Consider the following 21,021-nt stretch of genomic DNA (forward strand, 5'->3'; position numbering starts at 1 on the left):
TGCTCCACGGTTCGCCGCTCGCCTTTCGCAATTGGTGCCGACAGAGGCTAGCCCCGCGCCGCCCAAAGCAAACCCCGCTCCACCATCAGCGCCATTTCCGGCACCGCGAACTCATCCGCCGTGTGACCAAGGGCGCTGTAGAAAACCTTCCCCGCTCCATAGCGACGCTTCCAGACGATCGGCATCACGACGCCGCCTATCCCCGGGAAATGCGCGTCGGTGAAGGTGGTCGTGGCCAGCACCTCGTTGCTCGGATCGACATGCATGTAATACTGCTCCGACCGATAGGCGAAATCGCTGACGCCTGATGTGATCGGGTCATCCGGCCTGGTGATCGCGACGTGATAGTCGATGATGTCGCCGGGATGCGCGACCCATTGGCCGCCGGTCATGAACTGATAGTCGGGCTCGTTGCGAAAACTGTCGCCCATCGTGCCATGGAATCCGCCGAGCCCGCTTCCCCCGCGAACGGCAAGCGTCAGGTTCTGCAGTTCGGTCTTCTCGATCGTCGACATCGTGATGACAGGCACGATGAGATCGAAGGAAGCAAGCTGCGGATCGGCGAACATCGCCGTGCCCTGGCCCAGCGTGACGTCGAATCCATTGCGTTCAAGCAGCGCGCGCACGACGTTGGCGCTGCGCTCTGGCGTGTGGCCTTCCCAGCCGCCCCAGGCAATCAGGGCCTTCTTCGGCATGACTTTACCTCCCTGGAAAACTCCGCTTCGATCGATCAGGCGTCAGCGCCAGCCCAGAGCCGGCGCGACATGAGTTAGTATCGCCTCGATGACATGCGCATTGTAGTCGACGCCGAGCTGGTTGGGCACGGTGAGCAGCAGCGTATCCGCCTCGGCGATCGCCTCATCCGCAGCCAATTCCTTGATCAGCACATCCGGCTCGGCCGCGTAGCTGCGCCCGAAGATCGCCTTGGTGTTCTCCTCGATGAAGCCGATCTGGTCGCGACTTTCGTTGCCGCGGCCGAAATAGCCACGGTCGCGATCGTCGACCAGCGCGAAGATGCTGCGGCTGACCGAGACGCGCGGCTGACGCTTGTGGCCGGCGGCCTTCCAGGCCTCGCGATAGATGCGGATCTGCTCGGCCTGCTGGATGTGGAACGGCTTGCCGCTCTCGTCGAATTTGAGCGTCGAACTCTGCAGGTTCATGCCGAGCTTCGCCGCCCATTCCGACGTCGCGTTGGTGGCCGCGCCCCACCAGATCCGCTCGCGCAAACCCTCCGAATGCGGCTCGAGCCGCAGCAGGCCGGGCGGATTGGGGAACATCGGCCGCGGATTGGGCTGTGCGAACCCCTCGCCGCGCAGCGTCTCGAGGAAGACCTCGGCGTGATGCCGCGCCATGTCGGCGTCGCTTTTGCCTTCCAGCGGCGCGTAGCCGAAATGGCGCCAGCCATCGATCACCTGCTCGGGCGAGCCACGGCTGATGCCAAGCTGCAGGCGCCCGCCGGCGATGATGTCGGCCGCACCTGCATCCTCGGCCATGTAGAGCGGGTTCTCGTAGCGCATGTCGATGACGGCGGTGCCGATTTCGATGCGGTTGGTCTTGGCGCCGACGGCGGCCAGCAGCGGGAACGGCGAAGCGAGCTGGCGGGCGAAATGATGCACGCGGAAATAGGCCCCGTCCGCGCCCAGCTGCTCGGCGGCGACGGCCAGCTCGATGGATTGTAAAAGCGCGTCCGAAGCCGAGCGCACTTGCGATTGCGACGAGGGCGTCCAGTGCCCGAATGACAGGAAACCGATTTTCTTCATAGCCATGCGATATAAGGATGCGCGTCAGGCTTCAATGGAAAAGAGATTTTCGACGCACCCGATCAGGCTCATGCATCGATGTTCTCGAAGGCGCCGATGCCTTGTGCGATCAGGTTCGTCGCCATGACCAGCGAGACGATTGCCGCGGAATTGAAGACGACGACCCACCATTTGCCGCCGGTCAGGAAGCCGTAGCCGTCGGCGACAGCCAGTCCCCAGTCGGCCGATGGCGGCTGGATGCCGAGGCCGAGAAAGCTGAGTGTCGCGATCGAAAAGAAAGCGTAGCCCAGCCTTGTGACAAGCTCGATGAGAATCGTCTCCCTGATGTTGGGCAGGATCTCCAGGAACATGATGGCAAGCGCGCCCTCGCCGCCGAGCCGGGCGGCGCTGACATAGTCGCGCTGCTTCTGCTCGCGCACGGCGGCGCGAACGGTGCGCGCCACCAGCGGCGCGTAGGCGATGCCGATCACCAGGATGACGGTCAGGTTCGACGGCCCAATCGCCACCAGCGTCATGGTGACGAGAACGATGAACGGAAACGCCATCAGCGTATCGAGCAGCCGCGCGCCGATGGCATCGGTGAGGCCGTCGAAATAGCCGAGCACCAGGCCGATGATGCTGCCGGCGGCAACGCCGGCCAGCGTCGCCAGCGGCGCAACCAGCAGGATATCGCGCGATCCGACGACTACGCGCGACAGCACGTCGCGGCCGAGCTGATCGGTTCCAAACCAGTGCAAGGCGTCGGGCGGCGTCAGCATCGCCAGGAAATCCTCGGCATAGGGATCGTAGGGAACGAAGAGGTTGCCGAACAGCGCGCAAACGACCCAGAGCAATAGCAGCAGCGATCCGACCACGACCGACGGGGCCAGTCCGGAGAAAGTGCTGCGGATCCTGCGCGCCACCGCAAAGCTGGCCACCGCGCGCCGCGGTGCGGGAAACTCCGCCAGATCCGTCATGGCGAGGTCCGGCGGCGTTGCCGCGGATCGAGCAGGGCCAGCACGAGGTCGCCCGCCGCCGCCGCCAGCACGAAGATTACCGCCATCACCAGCACGCCGGCCTCGAGCATCGGGAAATCACGGGCCTTGGCCGCGTTCAGGACCAGATTTCCAAGCCCCTGGATGCCGAACAACGCCTCGATCACCACCAGCCCGCCAAGCATGTATCCGGTCTGTGTCGCCAGCACCGCGACGGTCGGCGTCAGCGCATTGCGCAGCACGTGCCGAAAGATGATCTCACGCCGCTCGAGCCCTTTCAGGACGGCGGTGCGCGTGTAGTCGGCGGCCATCGCCTCGATCACCCCTGCCCGCGTCATCCGAGCGATGTAGCCGGCAAGGTTCAGCACCAGCGGCAGCGCCGGCAGGATCAGATAGTAGCCATGCGTCCAGAAGCCCGCGCCATCGGGCGCAACGCCGGAGATCGGGAACCAGTTCAGCCACAGGCCGAAAACAATGAGCAGCATCAGGCCGGAAACGAAATCAGGCACAATGCCGAAGGAGACGCCCGCCATCACGATCAGCCGGTCGATCAAGCGGCCGGCATTGAGACCGGCGATGACGCCGGCACCAACGCCCAGCGGAACGAGGAAGAGCAAAATAATCCCGGCAAGGGCCGCGGAGCGCTTGAGACTTTCCAGCACGAACGGCGCCACGGGCCCGCGCATCGACAGCGAGGTGCCGAAATCACCGGTCACGGCCTTGCTGAACCAGAGCCAGTACTGGACGAGAACCGGCTGGTCGGCGCCCAGCCGCTTGTTCAGTTCCGCCACCGCTTGCGCATCGGCAAAGGGACCGAGCATGACGCGACCGACATCGCCGGGCAGGACCTGCCCGGCGAAGAACACCAGGATGCTGACCAGCCATAGCGTGAGGACAAGTGTGCCCAGGCGCGCTGACAGAATGCGGCCGGTCAGCATGTCGCGATCATGCCTGGACGAAGGAAACGCGGTCGAGCAGGAGATGCGAAATCGCGGTGAAGCGCACGCCCTCGACCTTGGAGCTGACGATCCGGCTGTATTGCGAGAAGTAGCTGATGATCGCCGGAGTCTCGTCGAGCAGCAAGGTCTGGATCTTGCCGGCAACGAGGCGCTGTGCCTGCAGGTCGCGCGCCTTCGAGTAGTCGAGCAGCAGCGCATCATAGGCCGGGTTGTTGAAATGCGCCGCGTTCCAGGCTCCTGAACTCTTCAGCGTCGCGTTGAGGAAGATGTCGGGCGTGCCGCGATGGCCGTAGTCGGTGATGCCGAGCACCGAATCGAGCCATGGCGAGCTGCCGAAGGTCGCGGAGCCGTAATAAGCGTCCTGCGGCAGGACATTGAGCTTGACGTCGATGCCGGCCTTCCTGGCGAAGTTCTGGATGATCACCGCATAATCGGGGATGTCATAGGCGCGCTCGGTGGTCAGCGTCACCTCGAAGCCGTTCGGTACGCCCGCCTCGCCAAGCAGGCGCTTGGCCTCGGCAATGTCTTGCTTGCGCTGCGGCACAGATGGATCGGCCGAAGGGAAGATCGGCGCGAACGGGGTGTCGTTGCCGACGATGGCGCGGCCCTTGAGCAGGCCCTTGACCACCGCCTCACGGTCGATGGTAAGCGCCAGCGCGCGGCGGATGCGCTTGTCGGTGAACGGCGCCTGGTCGGTCCTGAGATGCACCTGGTCATGCGAGCTTGCCTGCACGCTGAGCAGCTTGAAGTTGGGATTGCCCTCGATCGCCAGTTCCAGGCGCGTCGTGCTCGGGATGACGTCGAGCTGGCCGGCCTGCAAAGCCAGCACCTGCGCTTGCTCGTCGTCGAAGAACTTGATCTCGACGCGGTCGGGCAATGCCTTGTCGCCCCAGTAATCCTCATTGCGCACGAAGCTGGCGCCCTGCTTGGGGCGGAAAGATTCGAGCTTGAACGGGCCGGTGCCGTTGAAGTTCTTCTCGAAATCGCCGGCATAGTCGGCCGGCAGGATGACGGCATTGTAGACGTCGGACGAGACATAGAAGGGGAAGTTGCTGTTCGGGCCGTCGAGATCGAAGGCGACCGTCTCGTCATCGACCAGCTTGGCGCCGCCCTTGGACAGGATGCCCTTGTAGGCCGACAAGGCCGACGAGCCGCTGGCTGGATCGACCAGCCGCTCGAAGCTCGCCACAACATCCCTAGCGGTGACCGCGCGACCATCGTGGAATTTCACCCCTTGGCGCAATTTGAAGGTCCAGCGGCTGGCCGTCTCGTTGGCCTCCCAGGACAGAGCGAGCTTCGGCTGCAGACCATCCTTCGGGTCGTCGAGGATCAGATACTCGCCGACCTGGCTGATCACCCCGATGCTGGCCGGATCGGTGACCGAAACCGGATCAATCGCCTTGGTCGGCTGGCCGAGCCCGACACGCACCGTGCCGCCGCCGGCACCCGCCGCGCGCGCCACGCCGGGATAGCCAAGCCCCTGCGAGACGGCAAAGCCGGTGAGGCCGAGCAGTGCGGCATATCTGAGGAGATCGCGGCGCTTGAGAAAGCCGCCCTGGTATTCGTCGACGGCGACATTCCAGATGTCCCCCGAAAGGTTACGAACTGAGTCGATATCTCTCTGTTTAGTCATGTTAAACCCCTGCTCTGAAATGAAGATTGAAAAGCTATGCGACGGGTTCGCCGTCGAGATGGATGCGGTCGACGGCCTGCGGATAGAAGGCGATGAGGCCCTTGATCTTGGGCATTTCCTCGATGGGATCCCGGTAGCTCCAGGCGATGTCCGGGCGCACCGTTCCGTCGCTCAGCAGGCCGGACCAGTAGGAGGCGATGCCCTTGTAGGGACATCGCGTCGTTGCGGCGGACGCCGTCAGCCGCTCCAGATTGACGTCGTCTGGATGCAGATAGAAACGCGTCGGCAAATGCGTCTCGAACAGCAGCACCGGGCGGTGGCTGTCGGCGATCGGCTCGCCGTCGAACCAGATTTGCACGTGGCTCGAGCTCTGCAGCACATCGATGCGCGCGTAGGGATCGCGGGCATGGACGAAGACTTCCTCTTCCTCCTCGAACCACTGGTCGACGGCTTTCCAGGTGAAGGCGATGCGGCCGGCCAGCGGCGCCAGGTTTTCATCCGGCGGCGACACGAACGACCACGCCGCGTTGGCACTGCGCCTGTCGCCGCTGTCGATATCCCAATAGGCGGTCTCGCCACCGACAGGGTGCGGCTCGCGATGCAGCGAGGGTTTCAGCACCGACGGGTCGACCGCTGACGGCGGGAAGAAATAGATCGGCAGAAAATGGTTCGAGCGCAGCACCAGCACGTTGCGGCTGTCGGCGATGGTGCGGCCGCCGAATTTGACGCGCACGCGCTTGGGGCTGTGCAGGACATTGACAAGCTGCGGAGCGGTCGCTTCGCGCGGCTGCAATCTTGGTGCGACAGTCATGATTGTTCTCCCGGTCAGGACACGGCGCGCGCATTGTCGCGCTGCTCGGCGAAGCGGTTGGCAGGCCGCGCCAGGCCGAAGCGGTCGCGCAGCGTTCCCGGCGCGTATTCGGTTGGGAACACGCCGCGGCGCTGCAGCTCCGGCACCACCTGTTCGGCGAAGTTCACCCAGTCCTCCGGCAGCAGCGGGAACATCAGGTTGAAGCCGTCGGCGGCACCGGAAACGAACCAGTCCTGCAACTGGTCGGCGATCTGTACCGGCGTGCCGGCGACGGTCGGTACCGAACCGCTGTTGGCGAGCTTGCGGGCGATCTCGCGCAGGCTGAGATTCTGCTTTGCCCACTGCTTGACCCGGTTGAGCGATGTGCGCCCGCCATTGAACGTGCTCTCGTCCGGCAGCGGCGGCAGCGGCCCGTCCGGCGGGAACACCGACAGGTCCAGCCCGCTCCAGCTCGACAGAAGGTCTATGCCGACCTGGTCGGGCAGCAAGGTCTGCAGATATTCCTGCTTCTCCCGGCCTTCCGCCTCGGAGGCGGCGACGATCGGCAGGATGCCGGGCAGGATCTTGAAGCTCTCCGGCCGCCTGCCGTGGCGGGCGAGACGCTCGTTGATGTCCTGCCGGTATTTGATGCCATCCTCCTTGGTGCTGTAGATGGCAAAGTGCGCATCGGCCTGGGCGGTGGCGAAGTTCTTGCCGTCCTCGGAGGAGCCCGCCTGGACAATCAGCGGATGGCCTTGCGGCGACCGCGAGACGTTAAGCGGCCCGCGTACCTTGAAATGCTTGCCCTTGTGATCGATGGGATGAACCTTGTCGGGGTCGGCGAAATAGCCTGACGCCTTGTCGATCAGCAACGCCTCGTCTTCCCAGCTGTCCCACAGCGCCTTGACGATATCGAGGAATTCGGCCGCGCGCTCGTAGCGGAACGCATGCTCGATGTTGCCGTCGCGGCCAAAATTGCGCGCCTCCTCGTCCATCGCCGAGGTAACGACGTTCCACGACGCCCTGCCCTGGCTGATATGGTCGAGCGAGGCGAACATGCGCGCCACATTGTAGGGCTCGCTGTAGGAGCTCGACGCCGTGGTGATCAGGCCGATATGCTTGGTCACGCCGGCCAGCGCCGACAGCAGCGTCAGCGGTTCGAGGCGGGCATTGGCGTAGTGGGCGACGCCGCTCTTGACCGAATCCCAGATCGAAACGTGGTCGGCGACGAAGATGGTGTCGATCCTGGCGCGTTCGGCCGCCTGCACGAGATCGCGGTAGAATTCGAAATCCAGCACTTCCCGGCCCGGCGCCCGCGGATGGCGCCACGACATCCGATGATCACCCTGCGGATTGAAGAAGAATGCGCTGAGGATCATGTGGTCTCGAGCCATGAAGGCCTCCTTCCAGATCTGCTCCGGAGACGGTCCCGCTGCCTCGGCAGACGGCGACAATCTCTCCTGAGCCGAGAAAGGTAGATTGCGCTCCGGTTTAATCCGAGTAATTTTATAGAGATAATGCATTGCAAAAGCGGAAGCGATTGCCCTTGATGGCGGCGCTGGAAGAAAGTGGTTTCAAGTCCCCATGTCCTCCTCGGTTCTGAACGTAGACCAGCTGTCCGTCGCCTATGACGGGCGCAAGGGATCGCATCCCGCTGTCAGCGGCGTGTCGCTGCACATCGGCGAAGGCGAAGCGCTCGGCCTGGTCGGTGAGTCCGGATCGGGCAAAAGCTCGGTGGCGCTCGCCATATTGCGCTATCTGCCGAAGAACGCCCGCATCGCGGCGTCGGCGCTGGAATTCCAGGGCCAGGAAATCCGCCATCTCTCCACCGAACAGTTGCGCCGGCTCAGGGGAGATCATATCGCCGCCGTCTACCAGCATCCGGGCGCGGCGCTCAATCCAAGCATGACGATCGGCCGGCAGATCACCGAGACGATCATGCGGCACCGCCCGGTTCGCCTCGACGAGGCGCGCGAGCGTGCCGTCGAACTGCTCGGCCGCGTCCGCGTCAGTCATCCGGAGCGTGTGCTGGGGCTCTATCCGCACGAACTGTCCGGTGGCATGCAGCAGCGCGCCAACATCGCCATCGCCATTGCGCTCGACCCGTCGCTGCTGGTGCTGGACGAGCCGACGACGGCACTCGACGCCAGCGTCCAGTCCGAGATCATCGCCATCCTCTCCGACCTGCGCAAGGATCACAAAACCAGCATCCTGCTGATCAGCCACGACATCAATATGATCCGCCGCTCCTGCGACCGGGTGGCGGTGATGCAGGCGGGCACGGTGGTCGAAAGCGGCGTTGCGGGCGATGTCTTCGACAACCCCTCGCATGTCTACACAAAGGCGCTCATCGCCTCGATCCCGGCGCTCAACTACACCAAGCGGGACGGAAGACTGGCGGAGACGGACGGCGTGCCAGCGCACCTAACAGCCCAAGGCGAAGACGCCGGCCTGCCAAAAGAACGCCGGATCGCGATCGTCTGCAAAGGCATCAGCCATGCCTTCGGCAGCCAGCCAGTGCTGCACCACGTCGATCTCGACATCGGCCAGGGCGAGACCTTCGGGCTGATCGGCGAGTCCGGTTCCGGCAAGTCGACACTGGCAAGGATCGTTACCGGCCTGCAGACGCCCAGCGCCGGATCGGTCGAACTGTTCGGCAAGACGGTCGCGCCGCGCGTCGAGAAGAGAGACCTTGCCGAACGCCGCGACGTGCAGATGGTCTTCCAGTCGCCGGACCGCACGCTCAATCCGCGCCAGCGGATAGGCAGGATCCTCGGCCGCCCGCTGCGCCGGCTCGCCGGGCTGCGCCGCAGCGAGGTGAGAGCCCGCGTCAGCGATCTGCTGGCCTCGGTCCGTCTCACTGGGGCCACGGCCGAGCAGAAGTCGCGGTCGCTGTCCGGCGGCCAGCGGCAACGGGCGGCAATCGCCCGGGCCTTTGCCGGGGTGCCGAAGGTCGTCGTGCTCGACGAACCAACCTCCGCGCTCGACGTCTCCGTCCAGGCGACCGTTCTCAACCTGCTCAACGACCTGCAGCGCGACAAGGACACCACCTATCTGTTCATCAGCCACGACCTCAGGGTCGTGCGCTACATGGCCGATAGGATCGGCGTGCTCTATCGCGGCCGCCTCGTCGAAACCGGCTCATCCGACCAGATTTTTCGCGGCCCCAACCACCCCTATACGGCCCTGCTTCTGGCCGCGTCCTCCGATGACGCCGAGCCGAAACTGTCCCCTCCAGCCGAGATCGAGGCTACAGCTGTCCCGAACACGGGATGCGCCTTCGCCGACCGCTGCCCCCTTGTCCTGCCCGAGTGCCGAAAGGCGGAACCATCAGCCATGGAGGTCGCAGCCGGCCACCGGATTGCCTGCTGGCGGCACGGCCAGGGTTTTTGAACGGCCCTACAGCAGTCCGAAGGTCCGCAGCGGCAGGGCGGCAAGCAAATCGTCGATGAATGGAACCTCTCCGACGGCTGCTGCGAAGTTCATGCCACCATGCCGGGATTGGGTGCTTCTTCGCATACAAGTATATATGTTTGTGCTAATATATAGAGGTCATGCACATTCGTTCATGACGAACATGTGGGAGGATGCGATGAAAACCATGAATCGCAGATCTGCGATTGCTCTCGGTGTGACGGTTGCCGCGATAACGCCTCTGTTCACCCTGGTGGCGTCCGCGAAGGTCAAGAAATACGGCCCGAAGGAAGGCAAGGAGATTGCGCCCGGTGTCAGAGTGGTTGAGGTCAGCACCGGCAACTCCGACATTCCCGCCTACAAGAGCATCGCGATTGTCGACGTGGTGTTTCAGCCCGGAGCACACGCGCCTCAAATGATGATGGACAACGACATGGTATGCACCATTACATCAGGCGCATTCACCATCAAGAAAGTAGACAAGGAATTCAAGCTCAAGACAGGTGACATGTACACCTGCGCCAAGGGCAAGACAGACGAGGCGACGAATACAAGCAAGGAGGTCGGCGTGCATCGTATCGCCGTGCTGATACCTGCCTAGCAGACCGCATTCCGGCCGGATGGAAGGTCGCACGCCGTCCGGCCGTCGCTTGCGTACAGCCGGGTGCTGGCCTCGTCCGGCCCTTCAGCAAGATCGGCAGGATCCCGCCGCTGGTGCCAGCCGGGTCGCAGTCGCATGCTCGCTTTCCGTTCAGGCACAGTGCGATACCGGAATTGGCTCTTGAACGGCCAAGTCGGACACGCGTAACATCGCGCCATCTGGATTGAGTCTGCTTTATTAGTCCGGGCTAACCTCCGGATTGGTTTGGATATTTCCCTTGAACACGCAAGCAATCGGCGGCGCGCCGGAGCGCGGCAAATCGTTTGCCCATGTCGCGGAAGCGTCGTGGGGCAAGGGCCTCAGCACCTTGCTCCGCATCGTGCGCATGACGCTGCGCCATCCCTGGCAGGTCGCCATCACCATCGTCTCGACCTTCATCGCCGCGACTTTGCAGCTTTTCATTCCGCGCCTGTTGGGACGCGCCATCGACCAGGCGCAGGGCGTGATGGCCACCGGTGCCGGAGCCGCGGCGGAACAAGCGCTGTGGAACACGGCGCTGACGCTGCTCGTCGTCTCGATCCTGCGCGGCCTCTTCACCATGGCGCAGAACTACTATGGCGAGGCCGTAGGCCACCGCACCGGCTATGAACTGCGCCTGGCTTTCTACGAGAAGATCCAGCGCTTGAGCTTCGCCTACCACGACAGGGTCCACACCGGCGACTTGATCACGCTCGGCCTGCTCGATCTCGACGGCGTGCGCATGTTCTTTTCCACCGGCATTTTGCGCGTGGTGCTGCTCGGCGTGCTGATCGGCGTCGGCGCCTATCTCTTGATCAGCACCGATCTCGTGCTCGGGCTGCTCAGCCTGAGCTTCGTGCCTTTCGTCGCCTGGCGGTCCTCGGTCACCCAGCTGGCATTGCGCAGCACCTGGCTGACGTTGCAGGAGCGCCTGTCGGTGCTGAGCCGGGTGATGGATGAGAACCTCGGTGGCATCCGCGTCGTGCGGGCTTTCGCGGCACAGCGGCACGAACTGGAAAAATTCGACCGCGCCAAGCTGTCGGCGCTGGAGCTTGCCAATCAGCGCGTCGACATCCGCGTCTCGAACACCAGCGCGATGAACTTCTCGTTCCTGGCCGCCATGGGGCTGGTGCTCTGGTTCGGCGGCCAGAAGGTGATCGCAGGCCAGATCAGCGTTGGCACGCTGGCCCAGTTCCTGACCTTCATGACCATCCTGCAGATGCCGGTGCGCCAGCTCGGGCTGATGGTCAACTCCTTCGCGCGCGCCTCGACCTGCGGCACCCGGCTGTTCGAGCTGCTCGACGCCGAGCTCGACATCGAGGACGCGCCTGATGCCAAGGACCTCGTCGTCACCGATGGCGTGCTGCGCTTCGACAATGTCGGCTTCCGCTATGAGGGCGCGGGCGATCGGCCGACGCTGTCGGGCATCTTCTTCGAGGCCCGGTCCGGCGAGACCATCGGCATCGTCGGTCCGCCGGGCAGCGGCAAGTCCACCATCGCGCACCTGATCCCGCGTTTCTATGACGTCACCTCAGGTAAGATCACCATCGACGGCCAGGATATCCGTGCGGTGACGCTGCAATCGCTGCGCAAGGCGGTCGGCGTGGTGCAGCAGGACGCGTTCCTGTTCACCACCTCGATCGAGAACAACATCGCCTACGGCAATCCCTGGGCGCGCGAGACCCGCATTGGGCAGGCAGCCGAGTACGCGCAACTGCACAATTACATCATGGGCCTCCCAGCCGGTTACACCACGGTCGTCGGCGAACGCGGCGCATCGCTTTCCGGCGGCCAGCGGCAACGCCTGACCATCGCGCGCAGCCTGATGCTGCGGCCATCGGTGCTGGTCTTCGACGATTCGACCGCGGCAATAGACGCCGGCACCGAGCAGCGCATCCGGGCGGCCATGAAGCGCTTCGCCAGGGACCGTGTCACGCTGATCATCTCGCACCGGCTGAGCTCGCTGGTGCATGCCGACCAGATCCTGTTCGTCGAGGGCGGCCGGATCGTCGAGCGCGGCACGCATGAGGAATTACTGGCGCTCGGTGGCCGCTATCGCGCGCTCTACGACCTGCAACTGCGCCCGGACGACGATCGGCCCTTGGTGGGAGCCGCGTGATGTCGACACAGAGCGAAGACGACAAGGAAGACACCAGCGGGCGGCCGACAAAGGCTGTCGTCGGCTCGCATCGCGACGAGGAAGAGGTTTTCGGCAAGGCCTACGATCCACACATCGTCAGGCGCATCTGGAGCTTCGTGAGGCCGTACCAGAGCCGGATCTTCATCTCGGTCGCCGCGGTGCTGGTGTTCACGCTGACGCAATTGGCGATCCCTCTGGTCATCCGCTACGCCATCGACCACGGCATGACGGCAGGCAGGCTCGACCGGTCGGTGATGATCGCCGCGATCGGCGCTTTCACGGTGATCATCCTCATCAACTACGCCGCCTCCTATGTACAGGAAAGCGTCGTCGGCAAGGTGGCCGAAAATGTGCTCTCCGACCTGCGCCGTGCCATGTTCAGCCATCTGCAGCGTGTCTCGCTGAGCTTCATGGACAAGACCGAGGTCGGCCGGCTGATGTCGCGTCTGCAGGGCGACGTCAATTCGATGCAGGAATTCCTCGAAACGTCGGTCATGTCGGTTGGCGACATCGTGCTGTTGTTCGGCATCGTCAGCGTGCTTTTGTGGCTGGATTTCCGGCTCGGTCTGCTGACGCTGTCGACCATGCCGGTGCTGTTCATCGTGCGCCTGTTCTGGCTGCCGCGCGCCAAGGTCGCCTTCATGGCCGCGCACGAAACCAACTCGATCGCCAATGGCGCGCTGGCCGAAGGCATCCACGGCGTGCGCACGGTGCAGAGCCTGGAGCGCCAGCACGTCAATTTCGACCTTTATGACGAGAAGGTGCTGGCCAACCTCAATGCCCATTTGAGGTCGGCGAAATACGCGCAGGTAATGGTGCCGATCGTCGACACGCTGACCGGCATCGCCATGGCGACGGTCATCGTCGTCGGCGGGTCGATGGTGCTGTCGCACAGCCTCGACATCGGCGTCATGGTGGCGTTCCTGTTCTACATTCAGCGCTTCTTCGACCCGATCCGCTCGCTGACCATGCAGTACAGTGTCATGCAGCGCGCCATGGCTTCGGGCCAGCGCATCTCCGAAGTGCTCGACGTGCCGGTCGATGTCAGCGACAGGCACGGTGCCGTGGCGCTGTCGCGCGACATGGACGGCTCGGTCGAGTTCAGGAACGTCACCTTCGGCTATCGGCCGAACCAGCCAGTGCTGAAGAACATCTCGTTTCGCGTCAATCCGGGCGAGACCGTGGCCCTTGTCGGCCCGACCGGGTCGGGCAAGTCGAGCTCGATGGCGCTGGTGCACCGCTTCTACGATGTCTGGTCGGGTGAAGTCCTGGTTGGCGGCCATGATGTGCGTGACCTGACGCAGGATTCGCTCGGCGATCAGGTCGCCATGGTGCTGCAGGAGCCGTTCCTGTTTTCCGGCTCGGTGCTGGAAAACATCCGCTACCACAAGACATCAGCCAGCCGCGAGGAAGTGGTGCGCGCTGCACAGGCCGTCGGTGCGCACGATTTCATCGAGAACCTGCCCGACGGCTACGACACCGAACTCGAGCAGCGCGGCGGCAATCTCTCGCTCGGCCAGCGCCAGCTGATCAGTTTTGCGCGCGCACTGGTGGCGGATGCGAAGATCCTGGTGCTCGACGAGGCCACGGCGAGCATCGATTCCTACACCGAGATGCTGATCCAGAAGGCGCTGATAACACTGCTGGAAGGCCGTACCGGGCTGGTCATCGCACACCGGCTGGCGACCATCCGCGGCGCCGACCGCATCATCGTGTTGCAGAACGGCGAGATCGTCGAAAGCGGCAACCACGAGCAGCTGATGGCAAGAAAAGGCCTCTACGCCCGCCTCTACAACATGAACTACGCCTCCTTCGACGACATTTCGGAAGGCGAGATGGAACTGGAAGCGGCGGTCGGCAAGGCGACGTGAATGGCCCAGCCTCGACCAACCGCAACCGCCTGACAACCCGATCTCCCTCGCGTCAGCTCGCCATAACATCTGCGGCGATGGGGATTGGCGCGCCTCTGGTCACAGCGACAGCCTACTGGACAGCCGGCGCAAGGTGGGCGGATTGGTACGCCGCTACGGCCATGAGGGTGGCAATTCCAAATGCAGGATGTGGAACTTCCGGTTCACCGCCAAGGTTTAGCATCTTGATGTTCGAAAAAGCCCGCGCTTCTCTGCCAGAGACACGGGCCCTTCAGGAGTACCGACTGACGCGGTTCAGGCAAGGACGCAGCTGGCCAAAAGCACCGTAAGAACAAGAGAGAGAGAGAGAGAGAGAGAGAGAGAGAGGTACGGCAAGAAGCCAGCGAGCCTCTTGAATGCTATTGCGCTGATTATCCGTTACCGGACCTAGTACCAGCGTCCGCGACCGTAAAAGCCGCCGCCGCCCAGAACAATAACAATAAGAACTATGACCAGAATTGTGGTGATATCCATATGCAACCTCCTGAGCGCGCTCGGATTTCGCCGTCGCCGCTCTTGCCCCGTAGGGCATGAATTGTTCCTGTCACTTTGACATCCACCAACGTTTCGCACGGCATTCTTGTTCCAATGGATGTATCAAGCATGATCAGCCCAACGGCCCCCGTTCGCGTAGGCCATTTGTGCCTCGCATGAGGGATAGTCTGGTTCGGCTTCGGCCTCTTCCGCCCGCCCAGTCTGGTACATCAACCTTCGACGACAGGCCAAGGTTCCGATGAGAGGTGGAACCTCCGACCGCAGCCGAGGTTAGCAGCTTGATGTTCGAAGGTTTCCAGCTTGAGAGAATCCAGCTACCCGAGGCGACTCTTCGGGTCAGACACGGTGGTTCAGGACCGCCGATCCTGCTTCTGCACGGCCATCCGCGTACACATGTCACCTGGCATCGTGTTGCGCCGCTTCTAGCCGAAAACCACACGGTGGTTTGCCCCGACCTGCGCGGCTTCGGGCAGTCTTCGATCCCCGAGGACACACACGATCATATAGGATCATCCAAGCGCGCCAACGCAAAAGACTGTGTCGCGCTCATGCGCCGTCTGGGTTTTGACCGCTTTGCGGTCGCCGGTCACGATCGCGGAAGCTATACCGCTTTCCGCACGGCGATGGATCATCCGACCGCGGTAACGCATCTCATCGTTCTGGACGGCGTTCCTATCCTGGAGGCGCTTGAGCGATGCGACGCCCGCTTCGCTGCCGAGTGGTGGCACTGGTTCTTCTTTGCCCAGCCCGACAAGCCGGAACAGGCGATCATGGCCAACCCGCAAGCCTGGTATGGCGGTTCCGGCGCTCAGATGGGCGCGGAGGCGTTTGCGGACTACACAGCCGCAATTCTCGACGCTCGTGTCATTCATGGGATGATCGAGGATTATAGGGCCGGCCTCTCGATCGACCATCTGCACGACGCGGACGACCGAACGGCCGGCCGACGGGTGCAATGTCCCACCATGGTTCTATGGTCGATGCGCGATGATCTGGAACGACTCTATGGCGATGTTCTCGGCGTATGGCGCCCGTGGACGACAAGCTTGCAGGGGAAAGGCATCGCCTGTGGACACCATATGGCTGAGGAGGCGCCAGATGCGCTCGCGACAGAAATCCTGGCTTTCTTGCGTCCTTAAAGCCGACCTCCGAGGGCGGCCCCGCCCTCGGTCAGTTGGAAAGCACGCATCCCGCCCTTGGCGCAACCAATCTGCAGCCTATCCGACCTGAGAACTCCGCGCCATAGACACGACGTCCCGAGTCATCACAGGCACGCAATCGTTCCGGGGCGCGGATGCGTCACCCCACCGATGCCATTTCGGGGCGTTTTGAACCCTCGCGAATGGCCTTGTGCACGCCGCGCTGCAGATCCATGAATGCAGGGCTTTCCATCACCTCTTCGCGGCGCGGGCGCTCGATATCGACGTTGAAGGTCTGCGTGATGCGTCCCGGCCCGATGCCCATGACGACGATGCGGTCCGACAGATAGACGGCCTCCTCCACGTCATGGGTGACAAACAGGACGGTCAACCTGTGTTCCTCCCAGATCTGGGTGAGCAGTTCCTGCATCTGATGCCGGGTCAAGGCATCGAGCGCGCCGAAGGGCTCGTCCATCAACAGCATCTTGGGGCGATAGGAAAGCGCACGCGCGATGGCGACGCGCTGTTTCATGCCGCCCGAGAGTTCGGCCGGATAGCGGTCGGCGCTGTCGGACAGCTTGACGAGTTCGAGATGCTCCAGCGCGATCCTGCGGCAGGTCGCGCGATCGTAGCCGGCGGCCTTGAGGGCAAATTCGATGTTCTGCCGCGCCGTCAGCCAGGGAAGCAGCGTGTAGGATTGGAAGACGACGCCACGGTCGAGACCAGGCTGCAGGATCGGCGCGCCATCGATGCTGAGATCGCCGACATCGAAGTCCTGCAGTCCGGCCACGATCGACAGCAGCGTACTCTTGCCGCAACCCGACGTGCCTACCAGGGAGACAAACTCATTGTCGGCAAGATCGAGGTTGATGTCGCGCAGCACTTCCGTGCGCCGCTCGCCGGTGCCGAAGCTCTTGTGGAGACCGGCGATCCGCAATTTGGGGGGCCTCATCGGCTGGACCTCATTGCGAGCGGCCCTCTTGCTTGAACAGCACCTTTTCCAGCGCCTTCATCACCTGGTCGGTGATGAGGCCGAGCAGACCAAGCAGCAGGATGTAGCCGATGATGGTGTTGGTCTGGAAATAGCGCTGCGACACGGTGATGCGATAGCCAAGCCCCGAAGTCGCGGCGACGAGTTCGGCCAGCACCAGCCACGTCCATGCCCAGCCCAGGCTGATGCGCAGCGTATCCCAGATGCCCGGCAAGGCGCTGGGCACGACAATGCGCGTCAGGATCTTGCGATCCGGCAGGCCGAGCGTGCGCCCAAGGCCGATGAAATCGGCGGGAACCCGTTTCACATTGTCCATGATCATCAGGACCTGCTGGAAGAAGGTGCCGATGAAGATGATCAGGAATTTCTGCGAATCGCCGGTGCCGGCCCAAAGGATGGAGAGCGGCACGAAAGCGACGACCGGCATGTAGCGGATGAAATCCACCAGCGGCTCGATGGCCGCTTCCCAGGAACGGAAACTGCCGATCAGCACGCCGATCGGTATCGACAGCGCCGAGGCGATGAGGAAGCCGATGGAGATGCGATACATCGAGGCTTTGAGGTCCAGCCACAACGTGCCGTCGGCAGCGAGCTTGGCGATCTGCGTCGCGACGCTGCCCGGAGAAGGCAGGAAGATCGGCTTTACCAACCCCAGTCCGGTCGCCGCCCACCAGGCAAGGCCCAGCCCCACGAACACGGCCACGGCGATCACCAGGAAGCGCGACCTGGCGATGGGCACGCCGATCCCGGAGGATCGGCGGCGCCTCGCCGGTTTCGCGATCGGTCCTGGCGCCGGTCGCTCCCCGGGCATCTGCGTCACCACCGCGATCCGGCCTTGATCATTCCGCCGCCTTGACGAAGGCCGGGTCGATCATCTGCTCCGGCGTCACATCGGCCTGCAGCAGCTTGGCGTTCTTGGCGGCGGCTTCGACATCGGCGAAGGTCTTGGTGGTGAAGTCGCCTATCAGCGCCGTCTTGTTTTCGGCGAGTGAGTAGTAGCGCACGCCGTCAAAGGCGGTGTTGAGGTCCTTGACGTCCGAACCGACAGCCTTGGCGATGATGGCGCGCCCACCGGGCGTATCAGCATTGTAATCCTTGAGCGCCGCGTCCCAGCTCTTGATCATGGCCAGCACCTGGCCGGGCCGCGACTTGATCACCTCGTCACGCACAACCAGCACGTCGCTGATCAGGCCGGGATCCTCGCCGGCGGTGAACAGCAGCTTGAGGTCCTTGTTCTGCGCCATGGCGACGGTGAGGTACGGTTCATAGGTCACCGCGACCGGTACCTGACCGGCGATCAAGGCGCTGCCGGCATCGGACGCCGGCATCGGAACCGGCTTCACGTCGTCGATCGACATGCCGTTCCTGGCGAGCGCGTATTTGAGCAGGATGTCGCTCGTCGTCCCTTCCTCGAAGGCAACCTGCTTGCCTTTGAGGTCTGTGATGGAGGTGACGTCCTTGCCGGCGATGATGGCGTCGGCGGTCATGGAGACGTCGAGCAGCAGCACGATCTTCACCGGCAGGCCGGCCGCAACCATGCCCATCGCCGTGTGGGTGGCGATGTTGGCGGCGTCGAGCTGGCCGCTTGCAAGTGCTGCATTGATGTCCTTGTCCTCGGCGAAGTTGACGATCTGGACGTCGCTCAGCCCGTTTGTCTTGAACAGGCCCTTGGCCTCGGCGACATGCCACTGGCCATAGCCGAGCCAGGGCTCGAGGCCGATCTTGAACGCTCCTGCCTCGGGCGTGGTGGGAATGGCCGCATCGGCCGCGTAGGCTGCCGGGGCGGCGGCGAGCCCGATGGCGGCGGCCATCACGAGCGCGCGAAATTGTCCTGTTAGGTTACGCATCATCTTTGTTCCCCTTGATGATCAGACCGCTTTTTCCAACTGAGGTAGCCGGTCTGGTGAGACTGCGGGTTTCTGCTCTTGCGGCACTGTGCCTCGGCGTCTTACCTGCCACTTCATGGTGAAGTGCTGACATATTTCAGCGTCAGCGGGCGCGGATGTCAAGGCTAAAATACATACATGCATATACAAGTTGGAAAGACTTAATTTTCACGCTTTTCCGGATCGATCCGGTCGAGGAAACCGGTCACCCGATCGGCCCCGGCAACGGGTTCGCTGCCGACCATGACCGCCACTGAAAAGGCAATGAGGGAAGAGACCGGCGTGTGGCTGCGCGCACCGGCGCGCAGGTTCATGACCAGCGTCGGCGAAAGGAAAAGACCTGCCCGCAACACCGCCCGCCAATCGGCCGGCAGCATGCCGCGCCGTTTGAGTTCCAGCAGCAATGGCCGCCACAGCGCGATCGCCTTGACCTCCAGCAGATCGCGGCGGACCGGGCTCAGGTCCCAGTCGGTGTCGACATGGAGCAGGTTTCCGTCCAGCCGCGCCTGGGCGCGAAAAGCCTCTGTCGCGGTCGCCGGATCATAGAGCCAGAACGGATGGGCGAAGATGTTGTGGAACGTCGCCTTCACCTCCGCCAGCAGCGTCGGGATGTGCGAGCCGGCAAAGGCGGGATCGAAGAAGGACAGCTCCGCCCTCCCCGCCTTCGCCGTGTACCAGACATTGGCGTTGTGGGCGTCGCCATGCGCGACCACGCCGCCTGCATCGGCAAGCCGCTCCGGCCGCAAGCGCACCGCCGCGGCATCGAAAAGCTCACCAACGCTATCGGTGTACTGCTGGCCGTTGATGACGAGTTTCAGCCGGGAAAACCGATCCCAATCCAGCTCCGCACCGGGAAAGACGAACGGCTTGCCGACATAGAAATCGGCCAGCCGGCCACCTGGCGACAAGCGTGTCTCGGCATCGATCAGGCGCTCATGAAACAGCCTGTGGATCGGCTCCGCCGCTACGTCTTCGACAGTCACCGGATGCAGCGTCTCGAGATAGACCTTGAGCAGCGTGGCTGACAGGTCGCGCTCGGCAAGAACGGCTTCTCGCCGCTTGCCGGCATCGTCCTGCGCATCCAGCGCGAACAGCACATCCGAAAATCTCGGATCCGTGCGGCGGCGATAGACAAGGATCTGCTCGCCGGGTTGGGCCGACATATGCACGGGTTGGTCGACCGGCAGGCCGGCGCGCGACAGAATCTCGGCGCGGTAATACTCGCCCGTCATCGCCTCTTCCCGCTCCTCCTGATGGAACTTGAAGAAGTAGGGGTTGCCGTCGTCTTCGAAGAAGCCGTTCAACGAATTGAGGCTGTATTTATCGAAGTTGATGCGGACATTGCGGGGACGCATCGCGAACAGGTCGCCCAGCAATGCCGCCAGCGCGCTTTGTGCTTCGGTAACATCATGCTGCGCGAGTGCCCGGATCCGCGCCGTGCGGCTCGGTGTCGGCGTCATCTGTCGCTCCTTCCGGCCAGTTCGTCCGCCGAGGACGGAGCCGTTCTCATCAGTACATGTATATACACTGGCAGCGAAACCGCTCCGACTTGCATTCGACCTGCTTCCGTTAGCTGCTTTTTGAAGGGGAATAGCGGCTGCCGAGCGAGTAGCGGCTGCCGGCATAAGTCAGCTTGCTGATCGTCGCCACCACCGCGCCCGTCCATGTCCGGCGGTGCAGGAAAAGGCAGCAGGCGCCGACATCGATGCCGAGATGTCGCGCCGTCTCGGCGTCGGCCGGGATTGCCGAGATGATATGCTCGACCTCGGTCACCGGGGTTTTCTGCATGAGGTAGTCATAGGTCGCAGTCTTCGAAAAATCCTGCTTGTCATAGTCGGGGATGAGGCTCGGATTGACGAAGCGCTCTTCGAGCTGCACCGGCAAATCATTCTCGAAATTGACGACGACGGAATGATAGATCGAGACGCGCTTTGCGAACTCGAACGACAGCGCCAGCTCCTTTGCCGGCATGATGGTTTCGAGGACGAGGACTTCGGAACGATGCCTGTTGCCGCGCTCGACGATCTCGGCTGCGATGTTGTTGATCTCGATCAGCGTCGACTGCGGCCGCGGCGGCGCGATGAAGGTTCCCACACCTTGCAGACGGATCAGGAACCCCGCCGAGGTCAACTCCCTGAGGGCCCGATGGACCGTCATCCGCGACACGCCGAGTGAAGCCACCAACTCATTCTCGGACGGCAGCTTGCGATCCTTGCCCCACCGGCCCGTTCCGATGTTCGCCAGGATGTAGTCCTTTACCTTCTCGTAGAGAGGGCTGGCCGTGTCGGGCAAAGTGATCATTTCAAAAGTC

General features: G+C 63.2%; 17 protein-coding genes. 5 read left to right on the forward strand and 12 right to left on the reverse strand.

The genetic code is table 11. The annotated features are described in order from the left end of the window. Positions 1-47 precede the first annotated feature (47 nt). From EOA16_RS04915 to EOA16_RS04945, 7 genes are all read right to left on the reverse strand, one after another. Positions 48-695 carry a ThuA domain-containing protein gene (locus EOA16_RS04915; RefSeq protein WP_127255985.1) on the reverse strand — a complete coding sequence of 216 codons (648 nt, stop codon included), beginning with the start codon at positions 693-695 and terminating at the stop codon, positions 48-50. A 42-nt stretch (positions 696-737) separates the two neighbouring features. Further along, complete coding sequence (locus tag EOA16_RS04920; RefSeq protein ID WP_164754127.1) at positions 738-1,760, reverse strand: LLM class flavin-dependent oxidoreductase; 1,023 nt, start codon at positions 1,758-1,760, stop codon at positions 738-740. Between the two features lie 68 nt (positions 1,761-1,828). Continuing rightward, a complete protein-coding gene (locus EOA16_RS04925; RefSeq protein ID WP_127255989.1) occupies positions 1,829-2,716 on the reverse strand; it encodes an ABC transporter permease in 888 nt (295 codons plus the stop codon). After that, a complete protein-coding gene (locus EOA16_RS04930; RefSeq protein ID WP_127255991.1) occupies positions 2,713-3,672 on the reverse strand; it encodes an ABC transporter permease in 960 nt (319 codons plus the stop codon). The genes EOA16_RS04925 and EOA16_RS04930 overlap by 4 nt, the downstream gene beginning before the upstream one ends. A gap of 7 nt (positions 3,673-3,679) precedes the next feature. After that, complete coding sequence (locus EOA16_RS04935; protein WP_127255993.1) at positions 3,680-5,326, reverse strand: ABC transporter substrate-binding protein; 1,647 nt, start codon at positions 5,324-5,326, stop codon at positions 3,680-3,682. A gap of 34 nt (positions 5,327-5,360) precedes the next feature. Continuing rightward, entirely contained in the window at positions 5,361-6,137 is a 777-nt protein-coding gene (locus EOA16_RS04940) for a DUF427 domain-containing protein (protein ID WP_127255994.1), read from the reverse strand. A 14-nt stretch (positions 6,138-6,151) separates the two neighbouring features. Further along, a complete protein-coding gene (locus EOA16_RS04945; RefSeq protein WP_127255996.1) occupies positions 6,152-7,510 on the reverse strand; it encodes an LLM class flavin-dependent oxidoreductase in 1,359 nt (452 codons plus the stop codon). A 190-nt stretch (positions 7,511-7,700) separates the two neighbouring features. Between EOA16_RS04945 and EOA16_RS04950 the strand changes: the two genes are divergently transcribed. The 5 genes from EOA16_RS04950 to EOA16_RS04970 all read left to right on the forward strand — a co-directional run bounded on the left by EOA16_RS04950 (position 7,701) and on the right by EOA16_RS04970 (position 15,833). Then, positions 7,701-9,509 (forward strand): ABC transporter ATP-binding protein, encoded by a 1,809-nt coding sequence (locus EOA16_RS04950; protein ID WP_127255998.1) that lies wholly within the window; start codon positions 7,701-7,703, stop codon positions 9,507-9,509. 199 nt (positions 9,510-9,708) lie between these two features. Then, the gene (locus EOA16_RS04955) at positions 9,709-10,131 is read left to right on the forward strand and encodes a hypothetical protein (RefSeq protein WP_127256000.1); all 423 of its coding nucleotides are present in this window, start codon (positions 9,709-9,711) and stop codon (positions 10,129-10,131) included. A 277-nt stretch (positions 10,132-10,408) separates the two neighbouring features. Continuing rightward, on the forward strand, positions 10,409-12,268 hold the full coding sequence (locus tag EOA16_RS04960; RefSeq protein WP_127256002.1) for an ABC transporter ATP-binding protein: 1,860 nt from the start codon (positions 10,409-10,411) through the stop codon (positions 12,266-12,268). Continuing rightward, positions 12,268-14,160, forward strand: a complete 1,893-nt coding sequence (locus EOA16_RS04965; RefSeq protein ID WP_127256004.1) for an ABC transporter ATP-binding protein — start codon at positions 12,268-12,270, stop codon at positions 14,158-14,160. The genes EOA16_RS04960 and EOA16_RS04965 overlap by 1 nt, the downstream gene beginning before the upstream one ends. A gap of 815 nt (positions 14,161-14,975) precedes the next feature. After that, positions 14,976-15,833 (forward strand): alpha/beta hydrolase, encoded by an 858-nt coding sequence (locus tag EOA16_RS04970; protein ID WP_127256006.1) that lies wholly within the window; start codon positions 14,976-14,978, stop codon positions 15,831-15,833. A 160-nt stretch (positions 15,834-15,993) separates the two neighbouring features. Here the strand turns inward: EOA16_RS04970 and EOA16_RS04975 are convergent, their stop codons facing one another. The 5 genes from EOA16_RS04975 to hutC form a co-directional block, all read right to left on the reverse strand. Next, positions 15,994-16,785 carry an ABC transporter ATP-binding protein gene (locus EOA16_RS04975; protein WP_127256008.1) on the reverse strand — a complete coding sequence of 264 codons (792 nt, stop codon included), beginning with the start codon at positions 16,783-16,785 and terminating at the stop codon, positions 15,994-15,996. A gap of 10 nt (positions 16,786-16,795) precedes the next feature. Then, positions 16,796-17,635, reverse strand: a complete 840-nt coding sequence (locus tag EOA16_RS04980; RefSeq protein ID WP_127256223.1) for an ABC transporter permease — start codon at positions 17,633-17,635, stop codon at positions 16,796-16,798. A 28-nt stretch (positions 17,636-17,663) separates the two neighbouring features. Beyond that, positions 17,664-18,671: an ABC transporter substrate-binding protein gene (locus EOA16_RS04985; protein ID WP_127256225.1), complete on the reverse strand. Its 1,008-nt coding sequence runs from the start codon at positions 18,669-18,671 to the stop codon at positions 17,664-17,666. Positions 18,672-18,871: 200 nt separating this feature from the next. Beyond that, positions 18,872-20,170 (reverse strand): hypothetical protein, encoded by a 1,299-nt coding sequence (locus EOA16_RS04990; protein WP_127256010.1) that lies wholly within the window; start codon positions 20,168-20,170, stop codon positions 18,872-18,874. Positions 20,171-20,279: 109 nt separating this feature from the next. Then, positions 20,280-21,011: a histidine utilization repressor gene (gene hutC / locus EOA16_RS04995; RefSeq protein ID WP_127256012.1), complete on the reverse strand. Its 732-nt coding sequence runs from the start codon at positions 21,009-21,011 to the stop codon at positions 20,280-20,282. Positions 21,012-21,021: the final 10 nt, after the last annotated feature.

Source organism: Mesorhizobium sp. M7A.F.Ca.US.008.03.1.1, from assembly GCF_003997495.1.
In the GTDB taxonomy this organism is placed as follows: Bacteria; Pseudomonadota; Alphaproteobacteria; order Rhizobiales; family Rhizobiaceae; genus Mesorhizobium.

Excerpts from the sequence above, each read along its gene's own strand:
- EOA16_RS04915 (WP_127255985.1), bottom strand. The coding sequence starts at position 695 with ATGCCGAAGAAGGCCCTGATTGCCTGGGGCGGCTGGGAAGGCCACACG.
- EOA16_RS04920 (WP_164754127.1), bottom strand. The coding sequence starts at position 1,760 with ATGAAGAAAATCGGTTTCCTGTCATTCGGGCACTGGACGCCCTCGTCG.
- EOA16_RS04925 (WP_127255989.1), bottom strand. The coding sequence starts at position 2,716 with ATGACGGATCTGGCGGAGTTTCCCGCACCGCGGCGCGCGGTGGCCAGC.
- EOA16_RS04930 (WP_127255991.1), bottom strand. The coding sequence starts at position 3,672 with ATGCTGACCGGCCGCATTCTGTCAGCGCGCCTGGGCACACTTGTCCTC.
- EOA16_RS04935 (WP_127255993.1), bottom strand. The coding sequence starts at position 5,326 with ATGACTAAACAGAGAGATATCGACTCAGTTCGTAACCTTTCGGGGGAC.
- EOA16_RS04940 (WP_127255994.1), bottom strand. The coding sequence starts at position 6,137 with ATGACTGTCGCACCAAGATTGCAGCCGCGCGAAGCGACCGCTCCGCAG.
- EOA16_RS04945 (WP_127255996.1), bottom strand. The coding sequence starts at position 7,510 with ATGGCTCGAGACCACATGATCCTCAGCGCATTCTTCTTCAATCCGCAG.
- EOA16_RS04950 (WP_127255998.1), top strand. The coding sequence starts at position 7,701 with ATGTCCTCCTCGGTTCTGAACGTAGACCAGCTGTCCGTCGCCTATGAC.
- EOA16_RS04955 (WP_127256000.1), top strand. The coding sequence starts at position 9,709 with ATGAAAACCATGAATCGCAGATCTGCGATTGCTCTCGGTGTGACGGTT.
- EOA16_RS04965 (WP_127256004.1), top strand. The coding sequence starts at position 12,268 with ATGTCGACACAGAGCGAAGACGACAAGGAAGACACCAGCGGGCGGCCG.
- EOA16_RS04970 (WP_127256006.1), top strand. The coding sequence starts at position 14,976 with ATGTTCGAAGGTTTCCAGCTTGAGAGAATCCAGCTACCCGAGGCGACT.
- EOA16_RS04975 (WP_127256008.1), bottom strand. The coding sequence starts at position 16,785 with ATGAGGCCCCCCAAATTGCGGATCGCCGGTCTCCACAAGAGCTTCGGC.
- EOA16_RS04980 (WP_127256223.1), bottom strand. The coding sequence starts at position 17,635 with ATGCCCGGGGAGCGACCGGCGCCAGGACCGATCGCGAAACCGGCGAGG.
- EOA16_RS04985 (WP_127256225.1), bottom strand. The coding sequence starts at position 18,671 with ATGCGTAACCTAACAGGACAATTTCGCGCGCTCGTGATGGCCGCCGCC.
- EOA16_RS04990 (WP_127256010.1), bottom strand. The coding sequence starts at position 20,170 with ATGACGCCGACACCGAGCCGCACGGCGCGGATCCGGGCACTCGCGCAG.
- hutC (WP_127256012.1), bottom strand. The coding sequence starts at position 21,011 with ATGATCACTTTGCCCGACACGGCCAGCCCTCTCTACGAGAAGGTAAAG.